Here is a 22,653-nt window from a genome sequence, read left to right on the forward strand (position 1 = left end):
GTCGGCCAGCGAACGAGGTCGTGAAAACCGGACATGCATGTCCGCTCCGACTTGATGTTCGGACAGAGACGTCCGATGCTGCCCCCATTGAAACGGAGTCCGGGACATGAAGCGGGAGGATCTCATCCGGGATCTGCGGCGCTTCGCCAGGAAGAACGGTCTCGCCTTCGCTCTGCTGAAGGATAGGGGCAAGGGATTGCACTACACGGTCAAGGTCGGCGACAGGACCACCACCGTCCAGAGCGGCGAACTCAAGCCCCTCTGGGTCAAGCGGATCCTGAAGCAACTGGAGATCGACCTCGATGCCTTCTAGGCGAAGGTGTCGCCCCGTCTCGTTTCGGCCTCTTGCACGGACAAAGGTCCGACCATGGATTTTCACTGGACTTACGCGGTCGCGCTCCGGCGTGAGGAGGACGGCTCCGTCGGGGCCTATGCGGCGGCGATGCCCGACGCCGTCGCGTTCGGCGGCGACGAGGCCGAGGCGCTTGCCGAGATGGCGCAGGCCCTGAACGCGGCGGTGCGGGGGCGCATCCATTTCGGCATGGACCTGGAGCCGCCCCCGGCGGCCGTCGCCGCGGCCGAGGGGTTGCACCGGATCGCCCTCGCTCCGGCGCTCGCCGCCAAGGCGACGATCTATGTCCTGTGGCGCGACTCGGGCCTGTCCAAGGTCGCCCTGGCGAAGTTGCTCGATGTCGATGAGCGGGAGGCCCGGCGCGTCCTCGATCCCGATCACCCGACCGGCCTCGACCGGCTGGCCGCCGCCGCGGACGTGTTCGGGCATCGGCTGACGGTCGGCGCCGTGCCGGCGTAACGGCGCGGGGGAGGGGGCGCCCCATTCCCCGCAAGCCACGCTATACCGCAGGTTCCGGCTGTGCGGACGAAGTGCCTTTTCATGACCGAGATGCGGGACGCGCCGACGACGACAGAGCCCGCCGCGTCGGGCCCGAAACGCTCCCGCTACCGCCGTTCGATCACGCGCCTGCGCTCGGCCTCGCGGGAGGCCTATCCGCTTTGGCGGGGGCGGCTGCTGTTCCTCGCGGGCGGCATCTGCGTCGGCCTGGCCGCGGTGCTGATGGCCAAGGGCGCCGACCTCGCGCAGGACGGGTTCCGGCGGCTCACCGCGCCCTCGCCGCTGATCGCGCTGGTGCTCACGCCCGCGGGCTTCGCGCTCGCGGCCTTGCTCGCCCGGACGGTGTTCCCGAACTCGCAAGGGTCCGGCATCCCGCAGGTGATCGCCGCCCGGCACGCCCGGGATGCGCGCTTCCGGTTCTCGCTGATCTCGCCGCGGGTGGCGTGCGGAAAGGTGCTGGTCCTGTTCCTCGGCCTGCTCTGCGGCGCCTCGGCCGGCCGCGAGGGGCCGACCGTGCAGGTCGGCGCCGCGATCATGGCCGCCTTCGGCCGCCTGACGCCGGACCGCCTGCCGGGGCTGTTGCTCGCGGGCGGCGCGGCCGGGGTCGCGGCGGCGTTCAACACGCCGCTCGCCGGCATCGTGTTCGGCATCGAGGAGCTGGGCCGGGCCTACGAGGCGCGCTCGTCCGGCCTGATCGTCGCCGGGATCGTGGCCGCGGGCCTCACCTCCCTCTGGCTGCTCGGCAACTACACGTATTTCGGCACCAGCCAGGCGGAGCTGCCGCTGGCGGCCAGCTGGATCGTGCCGCTGCTGGCCGCCTTGGGCGGCTTCGCGGGCGGGGTGTTCAGCCGGCTGATCATCCTGTTCGCCCGCGGCCTGCCGGGGGCGGCCGGGCGCCTGATCGGGGCGCGTCCGGTGGTCTTCGCGGCACTCTGCGGCCTGTGCGTCGCCCTGTGCGGCCTGGCCTCGAACGGCACCGCGTACGGTACCGGCTACGAGGAGGCCCGGGCGATCCTGCACGGCGACACGACCGCCGGCTGGACCTACGCGCCGCTGAAATTCGCCGCCACGGTGCTCAGCTCGATCAGCGGCATCCCGGGCGGCCTGTTCGCCCCCTCGCTGGCGGTCGGAGCCGGGATCGGCGGCACGGTGCACGGCCTCCTGCCGGACATGCCGGTGGGCGCCCTCGTGCTGATCGGGATGGTCGCCTACCTGACCGGCGTGCTGCAGGCGCCGATCACCAGCTTCGTCATCGTCACGGAGATGACCCAGAACCATACGATGATGATCCCGCTGATGATCGCGGCCATCATCGCCGACGCCGCCTCGAAGGCGATCTGCCGGGGCGGGCTCTATCACACGCTGGCCGAGATGATGCTGGAGCGCGCCGACGTGCCGGCCCAGCCGGTGGCCAAGACCGCCTGAGCGGCGCGGCTCGGGGGGCTTCGTCCCCAAGCCGCGCCGACGGGCGGAGCCCGCCGGAAAGCCCGGGCCTAGGCCGCCCGGACGGTCGCCAGGAAGCGCCGGACCTCGGCCGTGAGGTGCTCGGACTGCCGCGACAGCTCGGAGGCCGAGGCCAGCACCTGAGCGGCGGCCGCGCCGGTCTCCTCGGCGGCACCGGCGACGCCCGCGATGTTGCTGGTCACCTCGCCGGTGCCCATCGCGGCCTGCCCGACGTTGCGCACGATCTCCTGAGTCGCCGCCCCCTGCTCCTCGACGGACGCGGCGATCGAGGCCGCCACGGTGCTGATCTCGCGGATCCGGCCGCCGATGCCGCCGATCGCCGACACCGCGTGGCCGGTCGCGGCCTGGACCTGCCCGATCTGCCGGCCGATCTCCTCCGTCGCCTTGGCGGTCTGGTCGGCGAGCGCCTTCACCTCGCTCGCCACAACGGCGAAGCCCCGGCCGGCCTCTCCGGCCCGGGCCGCCTCGATCGTGGCGTTGAGGGCCAGCAGGTTCGTCTGCGCCGCGATGCCCTGGATCATCGCCACCACGTCGCCGATCCGGGCGACCGTGCCGCTCAGCTCCTGCACCATCGCGGCGGTCTGGTCCGCCTCGGTCACGGCGGTGCGGGCGAGCTGCGACGAGCCGTCGACCTGCCGGCCGATCTCCTGGACCGACGAGCCGAGTTCCTCGGCGGCGGCCGCGACCGTGTTGACGTTGCTGGCGGCCTCTTCGGCGGCGGCCGCCACCGTGGTGGACTGGCTCGCCGTCTGGGTCGCGGTGGCGGTCATCGTCTGGGCGGTGGCCTGCAATTCGGTCGCCGAGGACGAGACCATGCCGACGATCCCGCCGACCGCCTGCTCGAAGGCGTCGGCCATCTGGCGCATGGCGGTGCGCCGCTGCTCCTCGGCCGAGGCGCGCGCCAGGGCCGTCTCCTCCTCCAGGGCCTTCGTGCGGATCAGGCTGTCCTTGAACACCTGCACGGCGCCGGCCATGGCGCCGAGCTCGTCCCGGCGCCCGGTGCCCGGGACCGCCACGGCGAGGTCGCCCTCGGCAAGGCGGCGCATCGATCCGGCCAGCCCCAGCAGGCCGCGCACCACGCGCACCTGCATGATCAGGATCCCGGCCGCCGCCAGGCCGGCCGCGAACACGATGACCGCGAGGGCCGAGAGAAAATCCCGGTTCGCCGCGGCGGAGGCGGCGCTGGCCTTGGCCACGGCAGACTCGATCACCGTCAGCGCGACGTCGACGATCGCCCTCTGGCCCGCGACCACGCCGGCATCCCAGTCGGCGACGGGGAACGGCAGCGTCCGCCCCTCGGAGACCGCTGTCAGGGCGGCCTTGCGCATCGCGCCCACCGGCCCGGCATAGTAGAGCCGATCCGCCCGGTCGTAGGCCTCCTTCACCGAACCGTCGAAGCCGTTGACCCGGATCATGCGCCCGACGAGCTGCCAGGCCGTCCGGTTCTGGGCGTCGGCGCTGTTCAGCTGCGCCCAGTCATCAGGGGTGGCGGCGCGGTCGGCGGCCAGGATCTGGCTCACGACCAGCGCCGCGCGGCCGTCGGTGGTGCGGGCCAGCCACGTCGTCGCCCGGGCATCGATGAGGCTGCCATAGGCCGGGTCGAGGTCTTGGATCGCGCTCTCGGTCGCGTCGGAGGCGGCATCGAGCGCGGCGAGCAGGCGGTTGCCGAGTTCGTCCATGCGCGTGCGCAGGGCCGGGTCGCGGGCCGTCACCGGCTGGTCGAAGGCCGCGTCCAGGGCCTGGCGCAGCTGCCGCCACGCGCCCACCAGGGCCTCCAGTTCGGTGCGCTTCGCCTGCAGCGCCGGATTCGCCACGCCGCCGAGTTGTCCGAGTGCGATGTCGGCCGCCGCATTGAACGGGGCGCGGGCATCGAGCGCGAGTTGCCGGTGCTTCCGGTTGGCCTCGGGCTCCTTGACCAGGGCGGTGAGGCCGTAGCCGCGCTCGATCCGAACCTGCGTGAGGCTCGCGAACAAGTTGCGATCGATGACCATGAAGGTCGTCACCTGATCTGCTATATCCATTCGCGATTTGCTTCTGAGTATTTGTATTCCAGCGAGGAATATGGCGAGAAAACCCAGCATCGCCACGAGGGTAATGACTACAGTTCGGATCGAAAGCGCGCGCACAATTATTGTCCCTGCCTAATCGCCGCGACGGTGTGTCCGAAACATATTCCGAACGGTTAATTCGCTATCGTCGAACCCTTCTGGCCAGGAACAATGACCTTCGTCTGTAGTTGCGGTGCCACGTCCCCGTCGGGCCTTGCCGGTTCGCGGACCGTGTATCTCGCCTTTTAAGCGAGAATTTCGTTGGCGGGGCCGATGCCGTTCTTCCCCGCCGAGGCCGGCCGACGGCTCGACCCGGCCCCGCCGCTAAGAATAAAAGGCTGTCGGAGCCGTGCGCGCGCGGAACGGTCTCGCTTGCGGCCGGTTGAGGGATCGATTGTAGTTCGCCCGTGCCTCGGGCGCATCCGGAGTGACGCGATGACCTTGCTGAAATGGGCCCTCATCTGCTTCGTGATCTCGCTGATCGCGGGCGGGCTCGGCTTTACCGGCATCGCCTCGGGCGCGGGCTCGCTGGCGCGCATCCTGTTCGGCCTGTTCCTGCTGGTCGCCATCGTGATCGTGGTCATCGCCTTCGCGGTCGGCCAGGCGGTGTTCTGAGCCGCGTGGCGGACGCGATGCGGGACACGGTCTGCCTCGTCACCGGGGCGACCAACGGCATCGGCTACGAGACGGCCCTGGGGCTCGCGCGCGACGGCGCGCGGGTCGCCATCGTCGGCCGGGATGCCGGCAAGACGCGGGCGTGTGCGGAGCGGATCCGTTCGGCGGTCCCTGGGGCGGTCGTGGATCCGCACGTCGCGGACCTGTCCGGCCAGGGGGAGATCCGGCGGCTCGCCGGGTCGCTGCGCGAGACGTATCCCCGCCTCGACGTGCTGGTGAACAACGCCGGCGCGATCTTCGACCGGCGCGCGCTTACGGTCGACGGCATCGAGCGCACCTGGGCGCTCGATCATCTCGGCTACGTACTGCTGACGCTCGAACTCCTCGACACCCTGAAGGCCGCGGCGGCTGCCGGGGCTAAGCCGCGCATCGTCAACGTCGCCTCGGCGGCCCATGAACGCGGGCACATCGACTTCGCCGACATCGAGGGCGCCCGGCGCTACGGCGCGATGCGGGCCTATGCCCAGGCCAAGCTCGGCAACGTGCTGTTCACCTACGCGCTGGCCCGGCGGGTGCGGGCCGACGGCATCACGGTCAACGCCCTGCATCCCGGGGTGATCAACACCGGCTTCGCCAAGAACACCGGCGGCCTGTTCGGCACCGCCTGGTCGCTGATGCGCCCGTTCCTGAGCAGGCCCGACAAGGGCGCCGAGACCTCGCTCCACGTGGCGACCGCCCCCGAACTCGACGGCGTCACCGGCCGCTACTTTTCACGGTCCCGGCCAAAGACCTCGTCGGCCGAGAGCCGGGACGAATCCGTTCAGGAGCGCGTCTGGGCGCTGAGCCTCGCGCAGGTCGGGCTCGGCGGCTGATCGGTCTTCGCGACGCCTGCAGGGCGTCGTGCCCCGCCTGGCCCAGTCAGGCCTGCCGCCTCGGTCGGTGCCGCGCACGGCCCGACGCCGCATCGTCGGGGCGCGCGGTTCGTTCGGGCGTCCCTCACACCAGCTGCGGCTCCATGTGCAGGTAGCGCGGATCGAATTCCGCGAAGACCTTCAGGCGCGCCCAGTCCAGGATCGTCAGCGTGCGCTGTCGATGTTGGATCATCTTCTCGGCACGCAGGTCCCTCAGGATGCGGTTGACGTGCACGGGGGTCAGGCCCAACGCGTCGGCCATGACCGACTGGGTGATCGGGAGGGCGCAGCGTCCGTCCTCCTTGACCAGGCCCGCCGCCTTCTGCCGGACGTAGAGTTCACAGAACAGGTGCGCCAGGCGCCTGGGACCGGACCGGCGGCCGAGCCCGATCATCCACTCGTTGGTGATCGAGGCGGTCACCAGCACCTCGCGCCAGAGCGCCGCCATCACATCGTGGTGGTGCACCATCAGGTCGTGGAGGGCGCCGTGCGGGATCAGGGCGACGGTCACCTGTGTGAAGGCGCCGATGCCCAGGTCGGCGGTGGGCAGGTGCAGGCTCTGCAGGTCGGGGATGTCGCCCGCGATGTGGAACGCCAGGAACTGACGCTCCCCTTTCTGCATCAGCTTGAAGCGCCCCATCCAGCCGCTCAGGACGAAGCAGCAGCTCTCCGAGCGATCGCCGGGATGGATCAAGTCGGTGTTCGGCTCCAGGGCCTGCACGGTGACCGGCAGCGCCATGATGGCGCGCTGTGCCGCATCGCAGATCGGCATGTTCCGGGACAACCGCGCCACGAGCATCGCTAGCGGATGGGTCGTCGTCAGCTGCATCTCGCTCCGTCTCGTCTGCTCGACGGAAGCGCACGCCTCTCCCAGTCACCGAGGCCTGAGCTTGAGCGGAAGCCTCGCGTGAGAAATTCACATAGATCAACTCAACCCCGTGAAACCGATCCTGCGCACGGGCTTGGCGTGCCCGCCGCCGAAGCGGATACCGGTTCGGGGTCGGCGAGCGCTCCGAATCGGGGCCCGCTTGAGCGCAGCAGCCACGGGCCGGTGTAACTCAAGGTGGCGGTGTAGATCGGCTTGCCGTCCTCGTCCGTGACGACCACCGAGAACGTGCGGCGGTCGCCGTCGTCCGGCACCTCGTCGCGCGCGATGTCCGGGAGCAGGCGCAAGACATGCTGGCGGACGGCCGGAAGGTCATCGAGCGTGGTGCCTTCGTCATCGCGGGCGACGCCGCCGTCATAGATGTCGAAATAGTAGCGCGGCATGCATAGATTTTGCCGTCGCCAGATTTCATCGGCCACAACGCAGATGAGAGTCCCCGCCACAGAAGGCGATGCCGGGACGGCGTGAGCGGACGCGCCGACCTACCGGTTGGGTCCCGACGACGCGGCGGGTCGGCCGGGCGGTCAGGTCCCCGTCACGCCGCCGCCCGCACCGCGTGGTCGGCCTGGTGCTGGATCTCGATGAACACCCGCGTCACGTCCGGGTTGCGCTGCTTCAGCGCCTTGTCGAGGCGGGTGACGAGGCCCTCGACCTCCCCGGCGCTGAGGTCGTCGGCCATGTCGATGCTGACGTTCACCAGGATGTCGGTCGGCCCGAGATGCTGGGTCAGCACCTCGTTGAGGTGGAGCACGCCGGGCTCGGCGCGCACGAGGTCCGCGATCGCCGCCACCACGGCGGGGTCGGCCGCCTCGCCGATCAGCAGGCCGTGGGTCTCGATCATCAGGAACACCGCCATGCCGACCAGCACGAACCCGATCCCCACCGAGGCCCAGCCGTCGAGGCTCGGCTTGTCGAGCCAATAGGCCAGGACGACGCCCACCAACGCGATCAGCAGGCCAATCAGCGCGGCGGTGTCCTCGGCCAGGATCGTGAACAGGGTCGGATCCTTGCTGCGCCGGATCGCCCGCATCGCCGAGTTCTGGCCCTTCTCGGCCCAGAACTGGCGCACCGCCACGAACCAGGAGAAGCCTTCGGCCACGATGGCGAAGCCCAGGATCGCGACGTTCACCCAGATGCCCGGAAGCGTGTAGCCGAAGACATGGGCGTCCGCGTCCGGCGAGGGGTGGCGGACCCGCTCGACGCCCTCGTAGATGGCGAAGATGCCGCCGCCCAAAAAGATCATCAGCGCGACCACGAAGGCGTAGAAGTAGATCTCGCGCCCGTAGCCGAACGGATGGCGGGCATCGGCCGGCTTCTTGGCCCGCTTCATGCCGACCAGCAGCAGCACTTGGTTGGCCGTGTCGACCACCGAGTGCACGCCCTCGGCGAGCATCGCGGTCGAGCCGGTGAGCGCGCCGCCGACGAACTTCGCCGCCGCGATGGCGAGGTTCGCTCCCGCCGCCGCGTAGATCGCTCCCGTGCTCTCGTGCGCCATCCCGGCCTCCGTGTCCGCCGCCAAACCTCGCCACCCAAGCGTTGCCGTGCGGCAGCGGTTCCCGTGTGGACGCGTGGGGGTGCCCCGTGCAAGCTGAGATCGATCAGGACGCCTTGGAGGACGCATGGCCGACGCGCAGTACGACCCCGACAACATCTTCGCCAAGATCCTGCGGGGCGAGATCCCGTGCCACCGCGCCTACGAGGATGCGGACACCCTGGCCTTCATGGACGTGATGCCCCAGGGCGAGGGCCACACCCTGGTGATCCCCAAGGCGCCGTCCCGCGGGTTGCTCGACGCCGACCCGGCCGCCCTGGCTTCCCTGATGGCGAGCGTCCAGACGGTGGCCCGGGCCGTGAAGGCGGCGTTCGAGGCGGACGGCCTGACCGTGTTCCAGTTCAACGAGCCGGCGGGCGGGCAGACCGTGTTCCACCTGCACATCCACGTCATCCCCCGGTTCGAGGGCGTGCCGCTGAAGCGCCACGAGGGCGGGATGGCCGACAACGCGGTGCTGGCCGAGCACGCGGCCCGGATCCGGGCGGCTTTGGAAGCCGGGCGCTGAAAGTCCCGATTTCACAAGGCCGTTGACGCAGCGCTTTCAAGGTGTTTGGCCACGCGCGCCCCTTTCCCAGACAGGTGAAGCGAAGCGGAACCTGATCCGGGACCCAGCACACGAAGCGCCGCGCCAGCGGCACAGGTCGATCGGACGGACGCTTCGCGCCGTCGTGTGCTGGGTCCCGGGTCGCATTCCGCTGGCGCTGCATGCGCCCGGGAAAAGGACCGTGCAGACCGCGCCGGATGCCTCAAGGGCCAGATCCAGAGTCTTGCCTTGAACCCCGCCAAAGGGCGTGCCCTTTGAGATCCCGGTTCAGGCCGCGCTGGCGATGAGCCGGCGCAGGGCGGCGTTCTCGGCTTCGAGTTCGCTGATCCGCTGCCGCAGGGCGGCCTCGGTATCGATGGCGGACGGGGCCACCCGGGCCGGCTCCTCGAACACCACGCCGATCCCGTCCTCCCGGCGCCAGCACAGGCTGGCCCGGTAGGTCCGGTCCCGCTGCGGGATGTAGAGGTCGAACGCCTGCGGCAGGGTCGTGGCGTCGCTCAGGACCAGCCGGGCGCCCGAGGCCGAGAGGTCGCGCACCAGGCAGTCGAAGCTCGACGAGCCGTTGTTGAAGACGATGCGCCCCTTGAGGAAGACCCTCTGGCGCGTCTCTTTGCGAAGCTCCGTCATGCGGATCAGTGTGCCGGCCAGCTCTTAAGGATTCCTGGCCGAGATACCGTACTCGGGCCTATTCAGCTGATAAAGCGCCGGTCCACCGTCTGGAACAGGTAGAAGCCGTTGAAGCGCACGGCGGTGTCGGCGGCCCGGTCGTCGAAATCCAGGGGCTGCCGGCTGGCGCCGTCGAGCTTGCCTCCGAAGGTCCAGCGGCCGGCGCCGATGAACGGCGGCACGGTGCTGGCCTCCGGCACCGCGCAGCACAGGCCCTCGACCGCCTTGAGCTGGAACAGGTTGTAGCTTCGCATCGGAGTCCCTCCGCTTGGCCGCCCCGTCTGCCGGCTCATCGCGATGCGAAGAATCGGCTTGACCGTAGCCATAATGGCACAATCGGCCGAGTTTGTGACGGTCACGTTTCAGGGACGTTTCGGTCGAGCTCCGCGATCCAGATCCGCGCCGAGCCGTCGGACGGCGCGCGCCAGTCGCCCCGGGGCGACAGCGAGCCCCCCGCCGACACCTTCGGGCCGTTGGGCAGGGCCGAGCGCTTGAACTGGCTGAAGCCGAAGAACCGTTTCAGGAACACCCCGAGCCAGCGCCGGATCTCGGGCAGGTCGTAGGCGACCCGCTTGGTTTCGGGGAAGTCCGGCGCCCAGTGGCCGCGCGCGATATCACCCCAGGCGTGCAGCGCCAGGAAGGCGATCTTCGAGGGCCGGAGCCCGTAGCGCAGCGTGTAGAACAGGTTGAAGTCCTGGAGCGCGTAGGGGCCGATCGTGGCCTCGGTGCTCTGCGGGCTGTCGTCCTGGTCCACCGGCACCAGCTCGGGGGAGATCTCGGTGTCGAGGATCGCCTGGAGGATGTGGTTGGCGTCCGCGCCGACCTCGCGCTGGCTGATCACCCAGCGGATCAGGTGCTGGATCAAGGTCTTGGGCACGCCGGTGTTGACCGCGTAGTGGCTCATCTGGTCGCCGACCCCGTAGGTGCACCATCCGAGCGCCAGTTCCGAGAGGTCGCCGGTGCCGATCACCAGTCCGCCCGCCTGGTTGGCCAGGCGGAACAGGTAATCGGTGCGCAGGCCCGCCTGCACGTTCTCGAAGGTCACGTCGTAGACCGCCTCGCCCCGCGCGAACGGGTGGCCCATGTCGGCCAGCATCTGCCGGGCCGCCGGGCGGATGTCGATCTCGGCGGCGGTGCAGCCCAAAGCCTTCATCAGCGCGTGGGCGTTGGTCTTGGTGGCGTTCGAGGTGGCGAAGCCCGGCAGCGTGTAGGCCAGGATGTCCGAGCGCGGGTAGCCCAGGCGGTCGAACGCCTTGGCGATCACGATCAGCGCGTGGGTCGAATCGAGGCCGCCGGAGACGCCGATCACCGCCTTGCGGGTGCCGGTGGCCTCCAGCCGCTGGGCGAGCCCGGCCACCTGGATGTTGTAGGCCTCGTAGCAATCCTGGGCGAGCCGGGACGGGTCGGCGGGCACGAACGGGAAGCGCTCGATCCGCCGGATCAAGCCGAGATCGTCGGCCGGCGGATCGAGCCGGAAACCGATCCGCCGGTAGGGGAGGGGGCTGCCCGGAACGTTGTCGTCGAAGCTGCCGGCCTGGAGACGGTCCTGCGCGATCAGGTCGAGGTCGATGTCGGCGAGCGTCGCCACCGGGCCGGTGGGGAAGCGCTGGCCCTCGGCCAGCCGCACCCCCAGCTCGTCCACGCTGGTCTGGCCGTCCCAGGACAGGTCGGTGGTGGATTCCCCCTGGCCGGCGGCGGCGTACACGTAGGCGCAGGCGCCCCGCATCGAGGCCGCGCGGGACAGCAGCGCCCGCGACTCGGCCCGGCCCACCGTGATCGGGCTGCCCGAGAGGTTGGCGAGCACCGTGGCGCCCGCGAGCGCGGCCCGCATGCCGGGGGATTCCGGCACCCACAGGTCCTCGCAGATCTCGACCCCGACCACGAGGCCGGGCAGGTCCTCGGCCGGGAACAGCAGGTCCGTGCCGAACGGCGCCTCGTGGACCGCGACCCGGATGGTCTCGCCCGCGATCCCGGCCCCGGAGGCGAAGTGGCGCTTCTCGTAGAACTCCCGGTAGTTCGGCAGGAACGTCTTCGGGATCACGCCGAGGAGCCGGCCGCCCTGGATCGCCAGGGCGCAATTGTAGATCCGGTGGCGCCAGCGCAGGGGCGCGCCGACCAGCAGCAGCGGCCGCAGGGCCGCCGATTCGGCGACCACCCGGTCGGTGGCGGCCTCGACCGCGTCGAGCAGGGTCTGCTGCAGCAGCAGGTCCTCGATCGCGTAGGCCGAGAGCCCGAGCTCGGTGAAGACCGCGAGCGCCGCCCCCGATTCGTGGCAGGTCCGGGCGAGGTCGAGCACCGTGTCGGCGTTGCGGTCGGGATCCCCGGGATGGCTGCGCCCGGTGCAGGCCGCCACCCGGGCGAAGCCGTGACGGTACAGGGACCGGAAGCGCGCCTGGAGGTCGGCGGGGGAGGCGGAAGTCGGCTGGGTCACGGGCGCCTGTCCGGGTGAGGGGTGGCTGCCGGTATCATATGGTGCGCGGCCACGCCCCGGCGACGCATACGCTTCCACCGTCATCGCGAGCGCCGCGAAACAACCCGGGGATCCGCCACTCGCGGGAAACTGCTTCGCGCTGCTCGCAATGACGATGTTGGATGGCCCCCACGCAGCCCGGGAACAGGCCGAAAATCCCATCGTGGTGTCCGGCCCGCGGGGGCGCGACAAGCCTCCGTTAACGACAATTGGCCTAACTCGGGGCAGCCCGCCGGCCACTGGCGGATCCCTGTTTCGAGTATCGTTCGAGAACCCATGCGCGCATCGGGACGGCCTCCGTACTCTCACCGTGACCCAGCCCGCCCCGTCCGCGGCGGCGACCGTTCGGGCCTGTCGCTCGGCGCCCTGGCGCACCGGCTGATGGCCTTGCGGGCGAGCCTCGCCCGCCGCCTGTCCGGCTCTCCGGCCGGGCTGCCCGCCCGACCGGCCTACGGAATTCCCGGCCGCCGGGCGGAGCCGAGCTGGCTGACCGCACCGGCCGCCATGGTCGGACGGGACGGCTTCGAGCGCGGCCCGCGCGCCGGCGCCTCGGCGCCCCCCGAGCACGTCTGGCCGGACCAGGTCTTCGACGACCGGGCGAGCCTCGACGCGCTCGACGAGCCGCGCTTCGAGAGCCGGATCGACCGCAGCGCCTCGACCCCGGGCGTGCTGGTGCGCCAGCCGCGCCGGCCCGCCTCGATCGCCCCCGAGGATTCGCTCCCCGCGTCCCCGGTCCAGGCCGCCGCCGCCCCGGCGGCGCGCTGGACCCGGACGCCCGATTCGGTGCTGCAGGAGCGTCGCCAGCGGGCCCTGGAGGCCGAGCGGGTCGCCCTGGAGCGTGCCCGCGCCGAGGCCCATGCGGCCGCGCAGGCCGTCGAGACCGAGCGCAAAGCCCGCGAGCAGGAGGCCCGGGAGCTGGCCGAGCGAGACCTGGCCGAGCAGGCGCGGCTCGCGACCCCGGCCGCGATGCCCGAGATCGTCCCGACCGAGTTCGCCGAGGATGGCGGGGTCGTGCCGCTGTGGCGCCAGCCCTTCGTGGCGCCCCCGGGCGTCCGCTACTTCCGCACCCCCGACCGCCGTCCGGTTCGGCCAAGCGTCGAGCTGTCCGCTTCGACGGCGGCGATCGCCCCGGTCCCGGTCCAGGGCCCAATGCCGGTCCAGACCCCTGTCCCGGAGCCGGCCGTGCCCGAGGTCGTCGCCGAGGCGCCCGCGCGCGACTGGTCCGACCTGCCGGACTGGTCCGAGGTCCAGCCCTGGTTCGACGGCAGCGACTGGAATGCCGGCGACGGGTCGTCCGTGGAGGCCTGGGCCGCGCTGGCGACCCAGCCCGTGGCTGCCGGCTTCGAGACCGCGGTCGCGGCCGTCCCGGTGATCGCGGCGGCCCAGGCCGTCGCCGACCTGCCGGCGGTCGAGCCGCTATACGAGGCCGCGCAGGCGCAGCCGCCGCGCCCGGTCTACGTTCTCGACCGGCTCGTGCGGTTCGACCAGCCCCCGCGTCCGGCGGACGGCCAGGACAACGGGCAGGACAACGCTCAGGATCACGGCCAGCCGGCCGACCTGCAGAATGCCGAGACGGCGGCGATCCGGGACGCATTCCTGCCGGCCAAGCCCGCCCTGGCGCTGGTCTTCGGCCCCGGCAGCGCCGCCACCGAGGCGCCCCGCCGCGCCCCCGCGCTCTGCGCCATGGCGGCCCGGGCGGCGATCCGCGCCGCCGGCCAGCCGGTCATGGCCGCCCCTGTGGCCGCCCCTGTGGCCGCGCCCGAGCATCAGCCGGAGTTCCGGCCGGTCCAGGACACGATGGCCTCGGCGGCCGCCGATCCGCTCCGGGTTCCCTCGGACGCCGACCGGGTGGTGATCCCGATGACCCCGCGCACCGTTCTGCTGCGCGGCAAGATGGCGCCGCAGCCCGAGCCCGCCGCCGAGCCCGAGCCGGCTCACGCCGAGCCGGCGCAGGACGAGCCCGTCCACGCCGAAGCCGCCCCGGAGCCGGTCGAGGCGCCCGCCGCCCAGCTGGCCGCGGTGCCCGCCGCCGCCCTGCCGCTGGTGGCGCCCCGGGCGCACCTGATCCCGGCCGGCCGTCACCTGGAGATCGCCAGCGTCGAGAACGCCGATTACGAACTGCCCTCGCTCGGCCTGCTCGCCCTGCCGGACGAGAGCGGCGCCGAGGAAGTCGACGCCGACGTGCTGGAGCAGAACGCGCTCAACCTCCAGCAGACGGTGCAGGATTTCGGCGTGCGCGGCGACATCCTGGCGGTGCGCCCCGGCCCGGTCGTGACGCTCTACGAGCTCGAGCCGGCGCCGGGCACCAAGTCCAGCCGCGTCATCGGCCTGTCGGACGACATCGCCCGCTCGATGTCGGCGGTCTCGGCCCGCGTGGCGGTCGTCCCCGGCCGCAACGTCATCGGCATCGAACTGCCGAACGAGACCCGCGAGACGGTCTATCTCCGGGAGCTGCTCTCGGTGCCGGACTTCTACGAGAGCAAGCACAAGCTCGCCCTCTGCCTCGGCAAGAACATCGGCGGCGAGCCGATCATCGCCGACCTCGCCCGGATGCCGCACCTGCTCGTTGCCGGCACCACCGGCTCGGGCAAGTCGGTGGCGATCAACACCATGATCCTGTCGCTGCTCTACCGGCTGAAGCCGGAGGAGTGCCGGCTGATCATGGTCGATCCCAAGATGCTGGAGCTGTCGGTCTACGACGGCATCCCGCACCTGCTCTCCCCGGTCGTGACCGACCCCAAGAAGGCGGTGATCGCCCTCAAATGGGCCGTGCGCGAGATGGAGGAGCGCTACAAGAAGATGTCCAAGATCGCGGTCCGCAACATCGACGGCTACAACGCCCGGATGAAGGAGGCCCGCGAGCGCGGCGAGGTCATCACCCGCACGGTCCAGACCGGGTTCAACCGCGAGACCGGCGAGGCGGTGTTCGAGCAGGAGGCGATGGACCTGTCGGCGCTCCCCTACATCGTGATCGTGGTCGACGAGATGGCCGACCTGATGATGGTGGCGGGCAAGGACATCGAGGGGGCGATCCAGCGGCTCGCCCAGATGGCGCGTGCGGCCGGCATTCACCTGATCATGGCGACGCAGCGTCCGTCGGTGGACGTGATCACCGGCACGATCAAGGCGAACTTCCCGACCCGGATCTCCTTCCAGGTCACCAGCAAGATCGACAGCCGGACCATCCTCGGCGAGATGGGCGCCGAGCAGCTGCTCGGCCAGGGCGACATGCTGTTCATGGCCGGCGGCGGGCGCACGACCCGTGTCCACGGGCCGTTCTGCTCGGACAGCGAGGTCGAGAGCGTGGTCGCCCACCTCAAGCGCCAGGGCCGCCCGAGCTACCTCGACGCCGTCACCACCGACGACTCGCCGGAGGAGCCGGCCAAGGAGGGCAAGTCCGGGCGCGGCGCCAAGGCCGAGAAGGTCGAGCGCTCCGAGGATTCCGACGAGGAGGCTCCGGTCTTCGACATCGGCGCCTTCGCGGCGGCGACCGGCGGCGAGTCGGACGACCTGTACAAGCAGGCGATCGAGGTGGTGCTGCGCGACCAGAAGGCGTCCACCAGCTACATCCAGCGCCGGCTGCAGATCGGCTACAACCGCGCCGCCTCGATCATGGAGCGGATGGAGATCGAGGGCATCGTCGGCCCGGCCAACCACGCCGGCAAGCGCGACATCCTGGTCGCCGGGGCGCCCCACGCCTCGAGCGGGATGTACGACGACGAGTGAGGCCGCCGCAGGGCCGCGATCCGATCGGTCGCGGCCCTTTCGCGTCGCATCTTCGCCACAGGGCGGGGCTCTAAGCCCCGTCCAATCCCGTTTCTGCCGGATCGCCCGCTTGGGGCGCCCAGGAGGTTCTGCCGATGATCGGCCGCCGCACCCGCACAGCCGGCTCCCTGATCGCCGCCGGGCTGTGGCTCGCCCCCGCCGCCCCGGCGCAGGCGCAGGTCGGCGCGTTCATCGACAGCCTGTTCGGCCGCAAGGAAGAGCCCGCCCCCGCCCCCGAGGCCGCCCCGGCGGCGCCGGCGCCCGCGCCCCGGAAGCCGGCGGCCAAGCCCGCCAAGGAGTCCGCGGCCAAGGAGGCGCCGAAGGCCGGCAGCCCCAAGGCCGGCACCAAGAATTCCGACAAGGCGGACCACAGGGCCGCCGAGCCCAAGGTCGCCGCCGTGGGCGCGCCCACGGCGCTCGCCCCGTCCGAGCCGGCGGACGCCGCCACCGTGCTGGCCCAGGCCAACGCCTACTTCAACGCCATGAACACCCTGACGGGCAGCTTCATGCAGATCGGCGCGGACGGGCGCCGGATCGGCGGCAAGCTGACGCTGGCCAAGCCCGGCCGCCTGCGCTTCGACTACGACCAGCCCTCGCCGCTGGAGGTGGTGGCCGACGGCACCTCCGTGGCGGTGCGCGACCGCAAGCTCGCCACCCAGGACCTCTACTTCATCGCCCAGACGCCGCTGAAGTTTTTGCTGCGTGAAAAAATCGACCTCGCCCGCGACCTCTCGGTCACCGACGTCGCCAACGATCCGGGCGGCGTGCGCATCAGCCTGGAGGACCGGGCGACGCTCGGCGGCACCTCGAAGATCCAGCTGTTCTTCGATGCCGAGATGAAGACCCTGTCGCAGTGGCGGATCACCGACCCGCAGGGCTACATCACCACGGTGCAGCTCTCGAACCTGCAGCGGCCCAAGACCGTCGACGCCGGCCTGTTCTTCATCAATTACGGGCGCGCCGAGGATAAGGCGATGCAGCAGCAGATCCAGCAATCGCAGCAGCCCAACTGATTTTCGGGGCGATGCGGCATGCTCCGCTGAGCAACATTTCACGAGGATCCCATTCGCCAAGGGATCGAGGTTTGCCCGATCGCTGAAACATCCACCGCGTCATCCCGGGGCCGCGCAGCGGAGCCCGGGATCCATGACCGCCGACGACGCAAGCACCCGCACCGTCAGAGGATCTGGATTCCGGGCTCGCCTCCGGCGCCCCGGAACGACAAGGCGGCTTATCTCACCTCCCCAAGCCCGAGACGCAACCCGAGACCCCGCCCGTGCGCCTGTCCGTCACCACCTGGAACATCAACTCGGTGCGGCTGCGCATCGACCTGGTCCTGCGCTTCCTGGCCGAGCACAAGCCGGACGTGCTCTGCCTCCAGGAGACCAAGTGCCCGGACGACGCGTTCCCGCTCAAAGCCCTGCGCGGCTCCGGCTACGAGCACGTCATGTTCGCCGGCCAGAAGGGCTATAACGGCGTCGCGATCCTGTCCCGCTTCCCCCTGCACACCCGCGGCGTGATGGGTTTTTGCGAGAAGCAGGACGCCCGGCACATCTCGGCGGTGCTCGGGCCCGAGGCGGGGGCCGCGGCCGGCATCGTGCTGCACGATTTCTACGTCCCGGCGGGCGGCGACGTGCCCGACCGCGCGCTGAATCCGAAGTTCGCCCACAAGCTCGATTTCCTGGGTGAGCTGCGCGCCTGGGGCGGCCAGCGCGTCGCCGGCCCGGCGATCCTGGTCGGCGACCTCAACGTCGCGCCGCTGGAGCACGACGTCTGGTCGCACAAGCAGCTCCTCGACGTGGTGAGCCACACCCCAGTGGAGACCGAGGCCCTGGAGCTGCTGCGCGGCGAGGCCGGCTGGATCGATGCGGCCCGCCACCTCACCCCGGAGCCGGAGAAGATCTACACTTGGTGGAGCTACCGCTCGCCGGACTGGTCGGCGGCCAACAAGGGCCGGCGCCTGGACCATGCCTGGGTCTCGCCGGAGCTGGCCGGCACGGTCCGCGCGGTGGAGGTCCTGCGCGACGCCCGCGGCTGGGAGCGGCCCTCGGACCACGCCCCGGTGACCCTGACCCTGGCGCTGTGACGGCGCGTCACGGAACCGCGGTGACCACCGCGCATTGCCGGATCACGAACCCGCGATGCGAGACCGCCCGATGCGTAAGATCCTGATCGCCCTTCTGCTTCCGAAGGTCGTGTCCTTCCTGCGCCGCCGCTACGGCGGCCCGCACGCCGCCCGCGACCGGGCGTTCTGACGCCCCGCTCGACCGCCCGCCACGTCGCGGCTCACCGCCCTGTCTCCGCGTCCGGCCCGGATCGCGGAGCGAGGCGGCTTTTTCGCGTGCGCCCCCGATGGCGCCGCGTGGTTCGCCAGCCTGATACGACCGGTCGAAGCGCGCCCCAGATGCCCCGTCCTGCAGGAAACCGCGCCCGATGACCGACGATCCCCGCGAGGCCGGTCCCCGGCCGCCCTTTCCCGGCGACCAGCAGCAGGAGCGGCCCGGCCTCACCTCGAAGATGACGCCGCGTCCCGACCACGGCGAGGAGAGCTACGTCGGCAAGGGCTTGCTCACCGGGCAGGTCGCGCTGATCACGGGCGGCGATTCCGGCATCGGCCGGGCGGTGGCGATCGCGTATGCCCGCGAGGGCGCCGACGTGGCGATCTCCTACCTGGAGGTCGAGCAGTCGGACGCGGAGGACACCAAAGCCTGGGTCGAGAAGGCCGGCCGCCGCTGCCTGCTCCTGCCGGGCGACATCCGCGACGAGGCCCAGTGCCGGGCGCTGGTGGACCGCACGATGGCCGCGTTCGGGCGGCTCGACGTGCTGGTCAACAACGCCGCCGCCCAGGTGGTGAACGCGGGTCTCGACGACCTGAACGCCGCCGACATCGAGGGCTCGTTCCGGGCCAACGTCTTCGCGATGTACTACCTCGCCCAGGCCGCGGTGCCGCACATGAAGCCGGGCGGCGCGATCGTGAACTCGACCAGCGTCCAGGCCAAGGTCGCGGGCGCGAACATGCTGATCTACGCCGCCACCAAGGGCGCCATCGCCAGCCTGACCATCGGCCTGTCGAACCTGCTCGCGCCCAAGGGCATCCGGGTGAATTGCGTGGCGCCCGGCCCGGTCTGGACCCCGATCCAGCCGATCGTGAAGAGCCCCGAGGAGCTGGAAGAGCTCGGCGCCCAGACCCCGCTGGGCCGCGCCGGCCAGCCCGCGGAACTCGCCGGCGCCTACGTGCTGCTCGCCTCGTGCGAGGGCAGCTTCATGTCGGGCGCCCTCGTGCCGGTGACCGGCGGCATCCCGATGCTGTGAGGGCGGGGCCTTACTCGACGTAGACGCCCGCGCCCACCAGCGCCGGGACGTCCTCGACCGTCGTGGCGCAGACGTAGCTCCACTTCACCTCGGGCGTGCTGCGCCTGGGCCGCGGGAACATGTAGTCGACCCAGCCGGACCCGGATTCCCGCACGATCCCGATGAAGTCCTTGTGGAACTGCTTGCCGGCCGCGTCGTGCTCCTGGAGCAGGTCGCGGCCCTCGCGGTTCGGATGGGCGGCGTTGAACAGCACGGTCCCGTGCATGTCGACGACGAACAGGTAGACGTCGCCGTAGCGCCAGGGGCTGTTCCTGCGCCGGAACGCCGGGAAGGCGGTGCGGCCCTCGCTCTCGATCAACTCGGCGGCCCTGTTGACCAGGCCCTCGATCTCCGCCGCCTGGTGGACCGGGCCGCGCTGATCCCGCCCGGCCACCCGCCCCACCGGCAGGACCACGAACAGGACCAGGATCGGCAGGCTGACGATCAGCGCTCGCTTGGGCATGGTCGCCCCCTTGACGGTCCCCCTTCGGTCCGGTGATCGCGGTCCCGTTCGGGGGCGTCGATCACCGGAGCATCAGCCGGCGCGGCGCCGGAAGAAACCGGTCTCGATCGCCATCCGCGGCACGGGCCACCAGCGCAGCCGCTTCGGCCCGGGCAGGATGGCGGCCGGAAGCGGGGCATCGTCCGCCGCCTCCGCGGGATGGTGGGTCTCGATCATGCGCTTCAGCCGCTGCAGCGCGGTGAGATACATGCAGGCCCGCAGGCGCCGGGCCTCGCTCGACCGCATCGCTTCGAGGTCCGCCAGCAGTGCTTCCGCCTGTCGGATGTGGTGTTCGGCCTCGGTGATGAAATCTTCGATCGCACAGAGATCTGACATCTTCCGGCTCCCGGATACGATGGAGATATCGACGCTGGCAGGCTTAGACATCGGGCATCGACGGGTCTCCCCGTGCGGTTCCCTTCGCGTCGCAGGTGCCTCTCCGAGAGCGAGGACCTGTCCGGACCCGGGTTTAATCCCGGTGTCGTCAATTTCGCGATCGATCGTCGGGCCGATATTCAATATTCAGGCGAGACAGATAGTGCGGACGCCGCCGAACCGCGCTGAGTCGGACGGATATACCATGTGGCCGACAGTAGATCCATGTCGCATGCTGCGGTCGATGGAATTCATCACGCTGCGAAGCGCGCGCCGCCCGGGCGGGCCTTCCGGCAGGAGCTGTCCTGGCTGGAGGATGGGGGCGACCCCGATGCCGGCCCGCGCCCGGTCGTCCTGACGGTCGGCGGGACCGCCGGCGTGGCGCTGTGACGGAAACTCCCGGGAGGGCAGGGGCCGCGGCGCCGGTGACGGACGGCACGCCGATACGGGGAGCGGCGTAGATCGACGTCAGTCGGCCGCCCACCGTCATCGCGAGCGCAACGAAGCAAGCCAGTGCGGCGCGCGATCTCCGGACGTGGCGTTTCCCTGGGTTTCTTCGCTCCGCTCGCGATGACGACATGGGGGTGCATCAGTCGCAGCGAGGCGGACTCGGCTGACGACGGCATGACCCAACCCGAACGTTTCGGGCACGCCGTTGGCGACCTTGAGTGCGACGGTGATACTGGACGGTTCGGGGGCGTGTGGAAAACCTGATGCAATCCAGAGCAAGCAACCGTGCGCCGGTTTGCAGACTACGCAATCACTCAGAAAAAAACCCGCCGCGGTGAGCGGCGGGTCTGAGAGATCCCGAAAGACCCTAGAACGGGATATCGTCGTCCAGGTCGTAGCCACCGCGGGCCCCGCCGCCACCGCCGCCGGACGAAGCCGGGGCCGGACGTCCGCCGCCGCCGCCCTGGGCGCGGCCGCCGCCGAAATCACCGCCGCGTTCGCCGCCCCGGCCGCCGCCGGACTCGCCGCCGCGGCTGATCTGGCCGCCGCCCTCGTCCTCGCCCGCGAAGTCGCCGCCGCCACCGCCGCTGCGGCCGTCGAGGATCGTCATCTCACCGCGGAAGCGCTGGAGCACCACCTCGGTGGTATACTTCTCGACGCCGGAATTGTCGGTCCACTTCCGGGTCTGGAGCTGGCCCTCGATGTAGACCTTCGAGCCCTTGCGCAGGTACTGCTCGGCCACCCGGGCGAGGTTGTCGTTGTAGATCACGACCGAGTGCCACTCGGTCTTCTCCTTGCGCTCGCCGGAGGCCTTGTCCTTCCACGACTCGGACGTCGCCAGCCGCAGGTTGCAGACCGGGTCGCCCGAGCCCAGGCGGCGCATCTCCGGGTCGCGCCCGAGGTTGCCCACCAGAATCACCTTGTTGACGCTGCCCGCCATCGCTCTCTCCTCACCGTACGGATCTCACTGGGCTCATCACCCGGCGGCCGGGGACTCATGCGCCCGGGCCGTCGGAGCGGCAACCTGCGGTCGCGGATTGTGCCCGTAATCCGCAACTCGCCGACGATGTTTGTTCTATCTCTGTTCCACCGAATCGGCAAGATCCGCTTAAGGGATATGCACAACCAGCTTGCCGAAATTCCGGCCCTTCAGCAGGCCGATGAACGCCTCGGGCGCGTTCTCCAGGCCCTCGACCACGTCCTCCCGGTAGCGGACCTTGCCCTCCCGGATCCACGCCCCGACCTCCTGCCGGAAGATCTCGGCCTGGTCGGCGAAATCCCAGACGATGAAGCCCTGGATGTGCAGGCGGTTGGTCAGGACGGAGCGCATCAGGCCGGGGAGCCGGTCCGGGCCGGGGGGCGCCTCGGTGGCGTTGTAGGCCGAGACCAGGCCGCAGACCGGGATCCGGGCGAACGGATTGAGCAGCGGCATCACGGCGGAAAAGACCGCGCCGCCGACATTCTCGAAATACACGTCGATGCCCTTGGGGCAGGCCTCGGCCAGCGCCCCGGGCAGGTCGGATCCGCGATGGTCCACCGCCGCGTCGAAGCCGAACTCCTCCGTGAGGTAGCGGCACTTGTCCGGCCCGCCCGCGATCCCCACCGCCCGGGCGCCCTTCAGCCTGGCGATCTGCCCGACCAGCGACCCCACCGGCCCGGCGGCGGCGGCCACCACCACGGTCTCCCCGGGCTTCGGCTGCCCGATATTGAGCAGGCCGGTATACGCGGTCATACCCGGCATCCCGAGCACGCCGACCGCCGTCGAGGGCGGGGCGGCGTCCGGATCGACCCGGCGGGTGCCCTTGCCGTCGCTCGCAAAAAATTCCTGCCAGCCCGCGAAGGCCGTTCGCAGCTCCCCGACCGGGATATCCGGATGCTTCGACGCGACGACCTCGCCGACCACCTCGGCGGTGATCGGCTCGCCGATCTGCACCGGGGTCGCGTAGGATTTCGCGTCGCTCATCCGGCCGCGCATATACGGGTCGAGCGACAGCCAGCGGGTGCGCAGCAGGATCTGGCCCGGCCCGATCTCCGGCACCGGCCCCTCCTCCAGGCGAAAGTTTTCGGGCTTAGGCTCCCCGTGCGGGCGCGACGCCAGGACGATGCGGCGGTTCACGGCGTTCATGAAAGACTCCCGGGTGTTCTGCCTGCGACCCCCGATCTGGGGCGCGAGGCGGCGGCGGCCAATGGGGCGCCCCGCGCGT

22 protein-coding genes are annotated in these 22,653 nt (G+C 70.8%); 11 read left to right on the plus strand and 11 right to left on the minus strand.

Features of this window, described 5'->3' with window-relative positions:
* Positions 1–106: 106 nt before the first annotated feature.
* The 3 genes from MFF40_RS07800 to MFF40_RS07810 all read left to right on the plus strand — a co-directional run bounded on the left by MFF40_RS07800 (position 107) and on the right by MFF40_RS07810 (position 2,275).
* The gene (locus MFF40_RS07800; RefSeq protein ID WP_147856857.1) at positions 107–313 is read left to right on the plus strand and encodes a hypothetical protein; all 207 of its coding nucleotides are present in this window, start codon (positions 107–109) and stop codon (positions 311–313) included.
* 54 nt (positions 314–367) lie between these two features.
* Positions 368–811, plus strand: a complete 444-nt coding sequence (locus MFF40_RS07805; protein WP_147856858.1) for a type II toxin-antitoxin system HicB family antitoxin — start codon at positions 368–370, stop codon at positions 809–811.
* A 90-nt stretch (positions 812–901) separates the two neighbouring features.
* Positions 902–2,275: a chloride channel protein gene (locus MFF40_RS07810; protein ID WP_147898408.1), complete on the plus strand. Its 1,374-nt coding sequence runs from the start codon at positions 902–904 to the stop codon at positions 2,273–2,275.
* Positions 2,276–2,343: 68 nt separating this feature from the next.
* Here MFF40_RS07810 and MFF40_RS07815 read toward each other — a convergent pair whose 3' ends face one another.
* Positions 2,344–4,395 (minus strand): methyl-accepting chemotaxis protein, encoded by a 2,052-nt coding sequence (locus MFF40_RS07815; RefSeq protein ID WP_187277729.1) that lies wholly within the window; start codon positions 4,393–4,395, stop codon positions 2,344–2,346.
* 402 nt (positions 4,396–4,797) lie between these two features.
* On the opposite strand from MFF40_RS07815, the gene MFF40_RS07820 reads away from it, so the two are divergent.
* The gene (locus MFF40_RS07820) at positions 4,798–4,977 is read left to right on the plus strand and encodes a DUF1328 domain-containing protein (protein ID WP_007566531.1); all 180 of its coding nucleotides are present in this window, start codon (positions 4,798–4,800) and stop codon (positions 4,975–4,977) included.
* 17 nt (positions 4,978–4,994) lie between these two features.
* Positions 4,995–5,849, plus strand: coding sequence for an SDR family oxidoreductase (locus tag MFF40_RS07825; RefSeq protein ID WP_147855035.1), 855 nt, complete (start codon positions 4,995–4,997; stop codon positions 5,847–5,849).
* A gap of 124 nt (positions 5,850–5,973) precedes the next feature.
* Here the strand turns inward: MFF40_RS07825 and MFF40_RS07830 are convergent, their stop codons facing one another.
* From MFF40_RS07830 to MFF40_RS07840, 3 genes are all read right to left on the minus strand, one after another.
* On the minus strand, positions 5,974–6,717 hold the full coding sequence (locus MFF40_RS07830; RefSeq protein WP_147855029.1) for a Crp/Fnr family transcriptional regulator: 744 nt from the start codon (positions 6,715–6,717) through the stop codon (positions 5,974–5,976).
* A gap of 101 nt (positions 6,718–6,818) precedes the next feature.
* Complete coding sequence (locus MFF40_RS07835; RefSeq protein WP_308447701.1) at positions 6,819–7,157, minus strand: DUF6894 family protein; 339 nt, start codon at positions 7,155–7,157, stop codon at positions 6,819–6,821.
* Positions 7,158–7,309: 152 nt separating this feature from the next.
* On the minus strand, positions 7,310–8,269 hold the full coding sequence (locus MFF40_RS07840; protein WP_147855030.1) for a cation diffusion facilitator family transporter: 960 nt from the start codon (positions 8,267–8,269) through the stop codon (positions 7,310–7,312).
* A gap of 124 nt (positions 8,270–8,393) precedes the next feature.
* Between MFF40_RS07840 and MFF40_RS07845 the strand changes: the two genes are divergently transcribed.
* Positions 8,394–8,831 carry an HIT family protein gene (locus MFF40_RS07845; protein ID WP_147855031.1) on the plus strand — a complete coding sequence of 146 codons (438 nt, stop codon included), beginning with the start codon at positions 8,394–8,396 and terminating at the stop codon, positions 8,829–8,831.
* A gap of 306 nt (positions 8,832–9,137) precedes the next feature.
* On the opposite strand, the gene MFF40_RS07850 is transcribed toward MFF40_RS07845, so the two are convergent.
* The 3 genes from MFF40_RS07850 to MFF40_RS07860 form a co-directional block, all read right to left on the minus strand.
* Entirely contained in the window at positions 9,138–9,497 is a 360-nt protein-coding gene (locus MFF40_RS07850; protein ID WP_147855032.1) for a PilZ domain-containing protein, read from the minus strand.
* Between the two features lie 62 nt (positions 9,498–9,559).
* Complete coding sequence (locus MFF40_RS07855; protein ID WP_147855033.1) at positions 9,560–9,790, minus strand: hypothetical protein; 231 nt, start codon at positions 9,788–9,790, stop codon at positions 9,560–9,562.
* Positions 9,791–9,891: 101 nt separating this feature from the next.
* Positions 9,892–11,967 (minus strand): NAD(+) synthase, encoded by a 2,076-nt coding sequence (locus tag MFF40_RS07860; protein WP_238260101.1) that lies wholly within the window; start codon positions 11,965–11,967, stop codon positions 9,892–9,894.
* A 315-nt stretch (positions 11,968–12,282) separates the two neighbouring features.
* Here MFF40_RS07860 and MFF40_RS07865 point away from each other — a divergent pair, with 315 nt between their 5' ends.
* The 4 genes from MFF40_RS07865 (at position 12,283) to MFF40_RS07880 (ending at position 19,083) form a co-directional block, all read left to right on the plus strand.
* The gene (locus MFF40_RS07865) at positions 12,283–15,732 is read left to right on the plus strand and encodes a DNA translocase FtsK (protein ID WP_438804098.1); all 3,450 of its coding nucleotides are present in this window, start codon (positions 12,283–12,285) and stop codon (positions 15,730–15,732) included.
* Between the two features lie 134 nt (positions 15,733–15,866).
* Entirely contained in the window at positions 15,867–16,784 is a 918-nt protein-coding gene (locus tag MFF40_RS07870) for an outer-membrane lipoprotein carrier protein LolA (RefSeq protein ID WP_238260102.1), read from the plus strand.
* Between the two features lie 263 nt (positions 16,785–17,047).
* Entirely contained in the window at positions 17,048–17,857 is an 810-nt protein-coding gene (gene xth, locus MFF40_RS07875; RefSeq protein ID WP_147899343.1) for an exodeoxyribonuclease III, read from the plus strand.
* Positions 17,858–18,204: 347 nt separating this feature from the next.
* Complete coding sequence (locus MFF40_RS07880; RefSeq protein ID WP_238260103.1) at positions 18,205–19,083, plus strand: SDR family oxidoreductase; 879 nt, start codon at positions 18,205–18,207, stop codon at positions 19,081–19,083.
* Positions 19,084–19,093: 10 nt separating this feature from the next.
* On the opposite strand, the gene MFF40_RS07885 is transcribed toward MFF40_RS07880, so the two are convergent.
* Both MFF40_RS07885 and MFF40_RS07890 read right to left on the minus strand, forming a co-directional pair.
* On the minus strand, positions 19,094–19,585 hold the full coding sequence (locus MFF40_RS07885; protein WP_238260104.1) for a cache domain-containing protein: 492 nt from the start codon (positions 19,583–19,585) through the stop codon (positions 19,094–19,096).
* 72 nt (positions 19,586–19,657) lie between these two features.
* Positions 19,658–19,960: a hypothetical protein gene (locus MFF40_RS07890; protein ID WP_147899340.1), complete on the minus strand. Its 303-nt coding sequence runs from the start codon at positions 19,958–19,960 to the stop codon at positions 19,658–19,660.
* Positions 19,961–20,224: 264 nt separating this feature from the next.
* Here MFF40_RS07890 and MFF40_RS07895 point away from each other — a divergent pair, with 264 nt between their 5' ends.
* Entirely contained in the window at positions 20,225–20,389 is a 165-nt protein-coding gene (locus MFF40_RS07895) for a hypothetical protein (RefSeq protein ID WP_238260105.1), read from the plus strand.
* A 427-nt stretch (positions 20,390–20,816) separates the two neighbouring features.
* Here the strand turns inward: MFF40_RS07895 and ssb are convergent, their stop codons facing one another.
* The gene (gene ssb / locus MFF40_RS07900; RefSeq protein WP_238260107.1) at positions 20,817–21,389 is read right to left on the minus strand and encodes a single-stranded DNA-binding protein; all 573 of its coding nucleotides are present in this window, start codon (positions 21,387–21,389) and stop codon (positions 20,817–20,819) included.
* A 168-nt stretch (positions 21,390–21,557) separates the two neighbouring features.
* Entirely contained in the window at positions 21,558–22,574 is a 1,017-nt protein-coding gene (gene curA / locus MFF40_RS07905) for an NADPH-dependent curcumin/dihydrocurcumin reductase (RefSeq protein ID WP_238260109.1), read from the minus strand.
* Positions 22,575–22,653 lie beyond the last annotated feature (79 nt).

The organism is Methylobacterium mesophilicum (assembly GCF_022179445.1).
Classification (GTDB): Bacteria; Pseudomonadota; Alphaproteobacteria; order Rhizobiales; family Beijerinckiaceae; genus Methylobacterium; species Methylobacterium mesophilicum.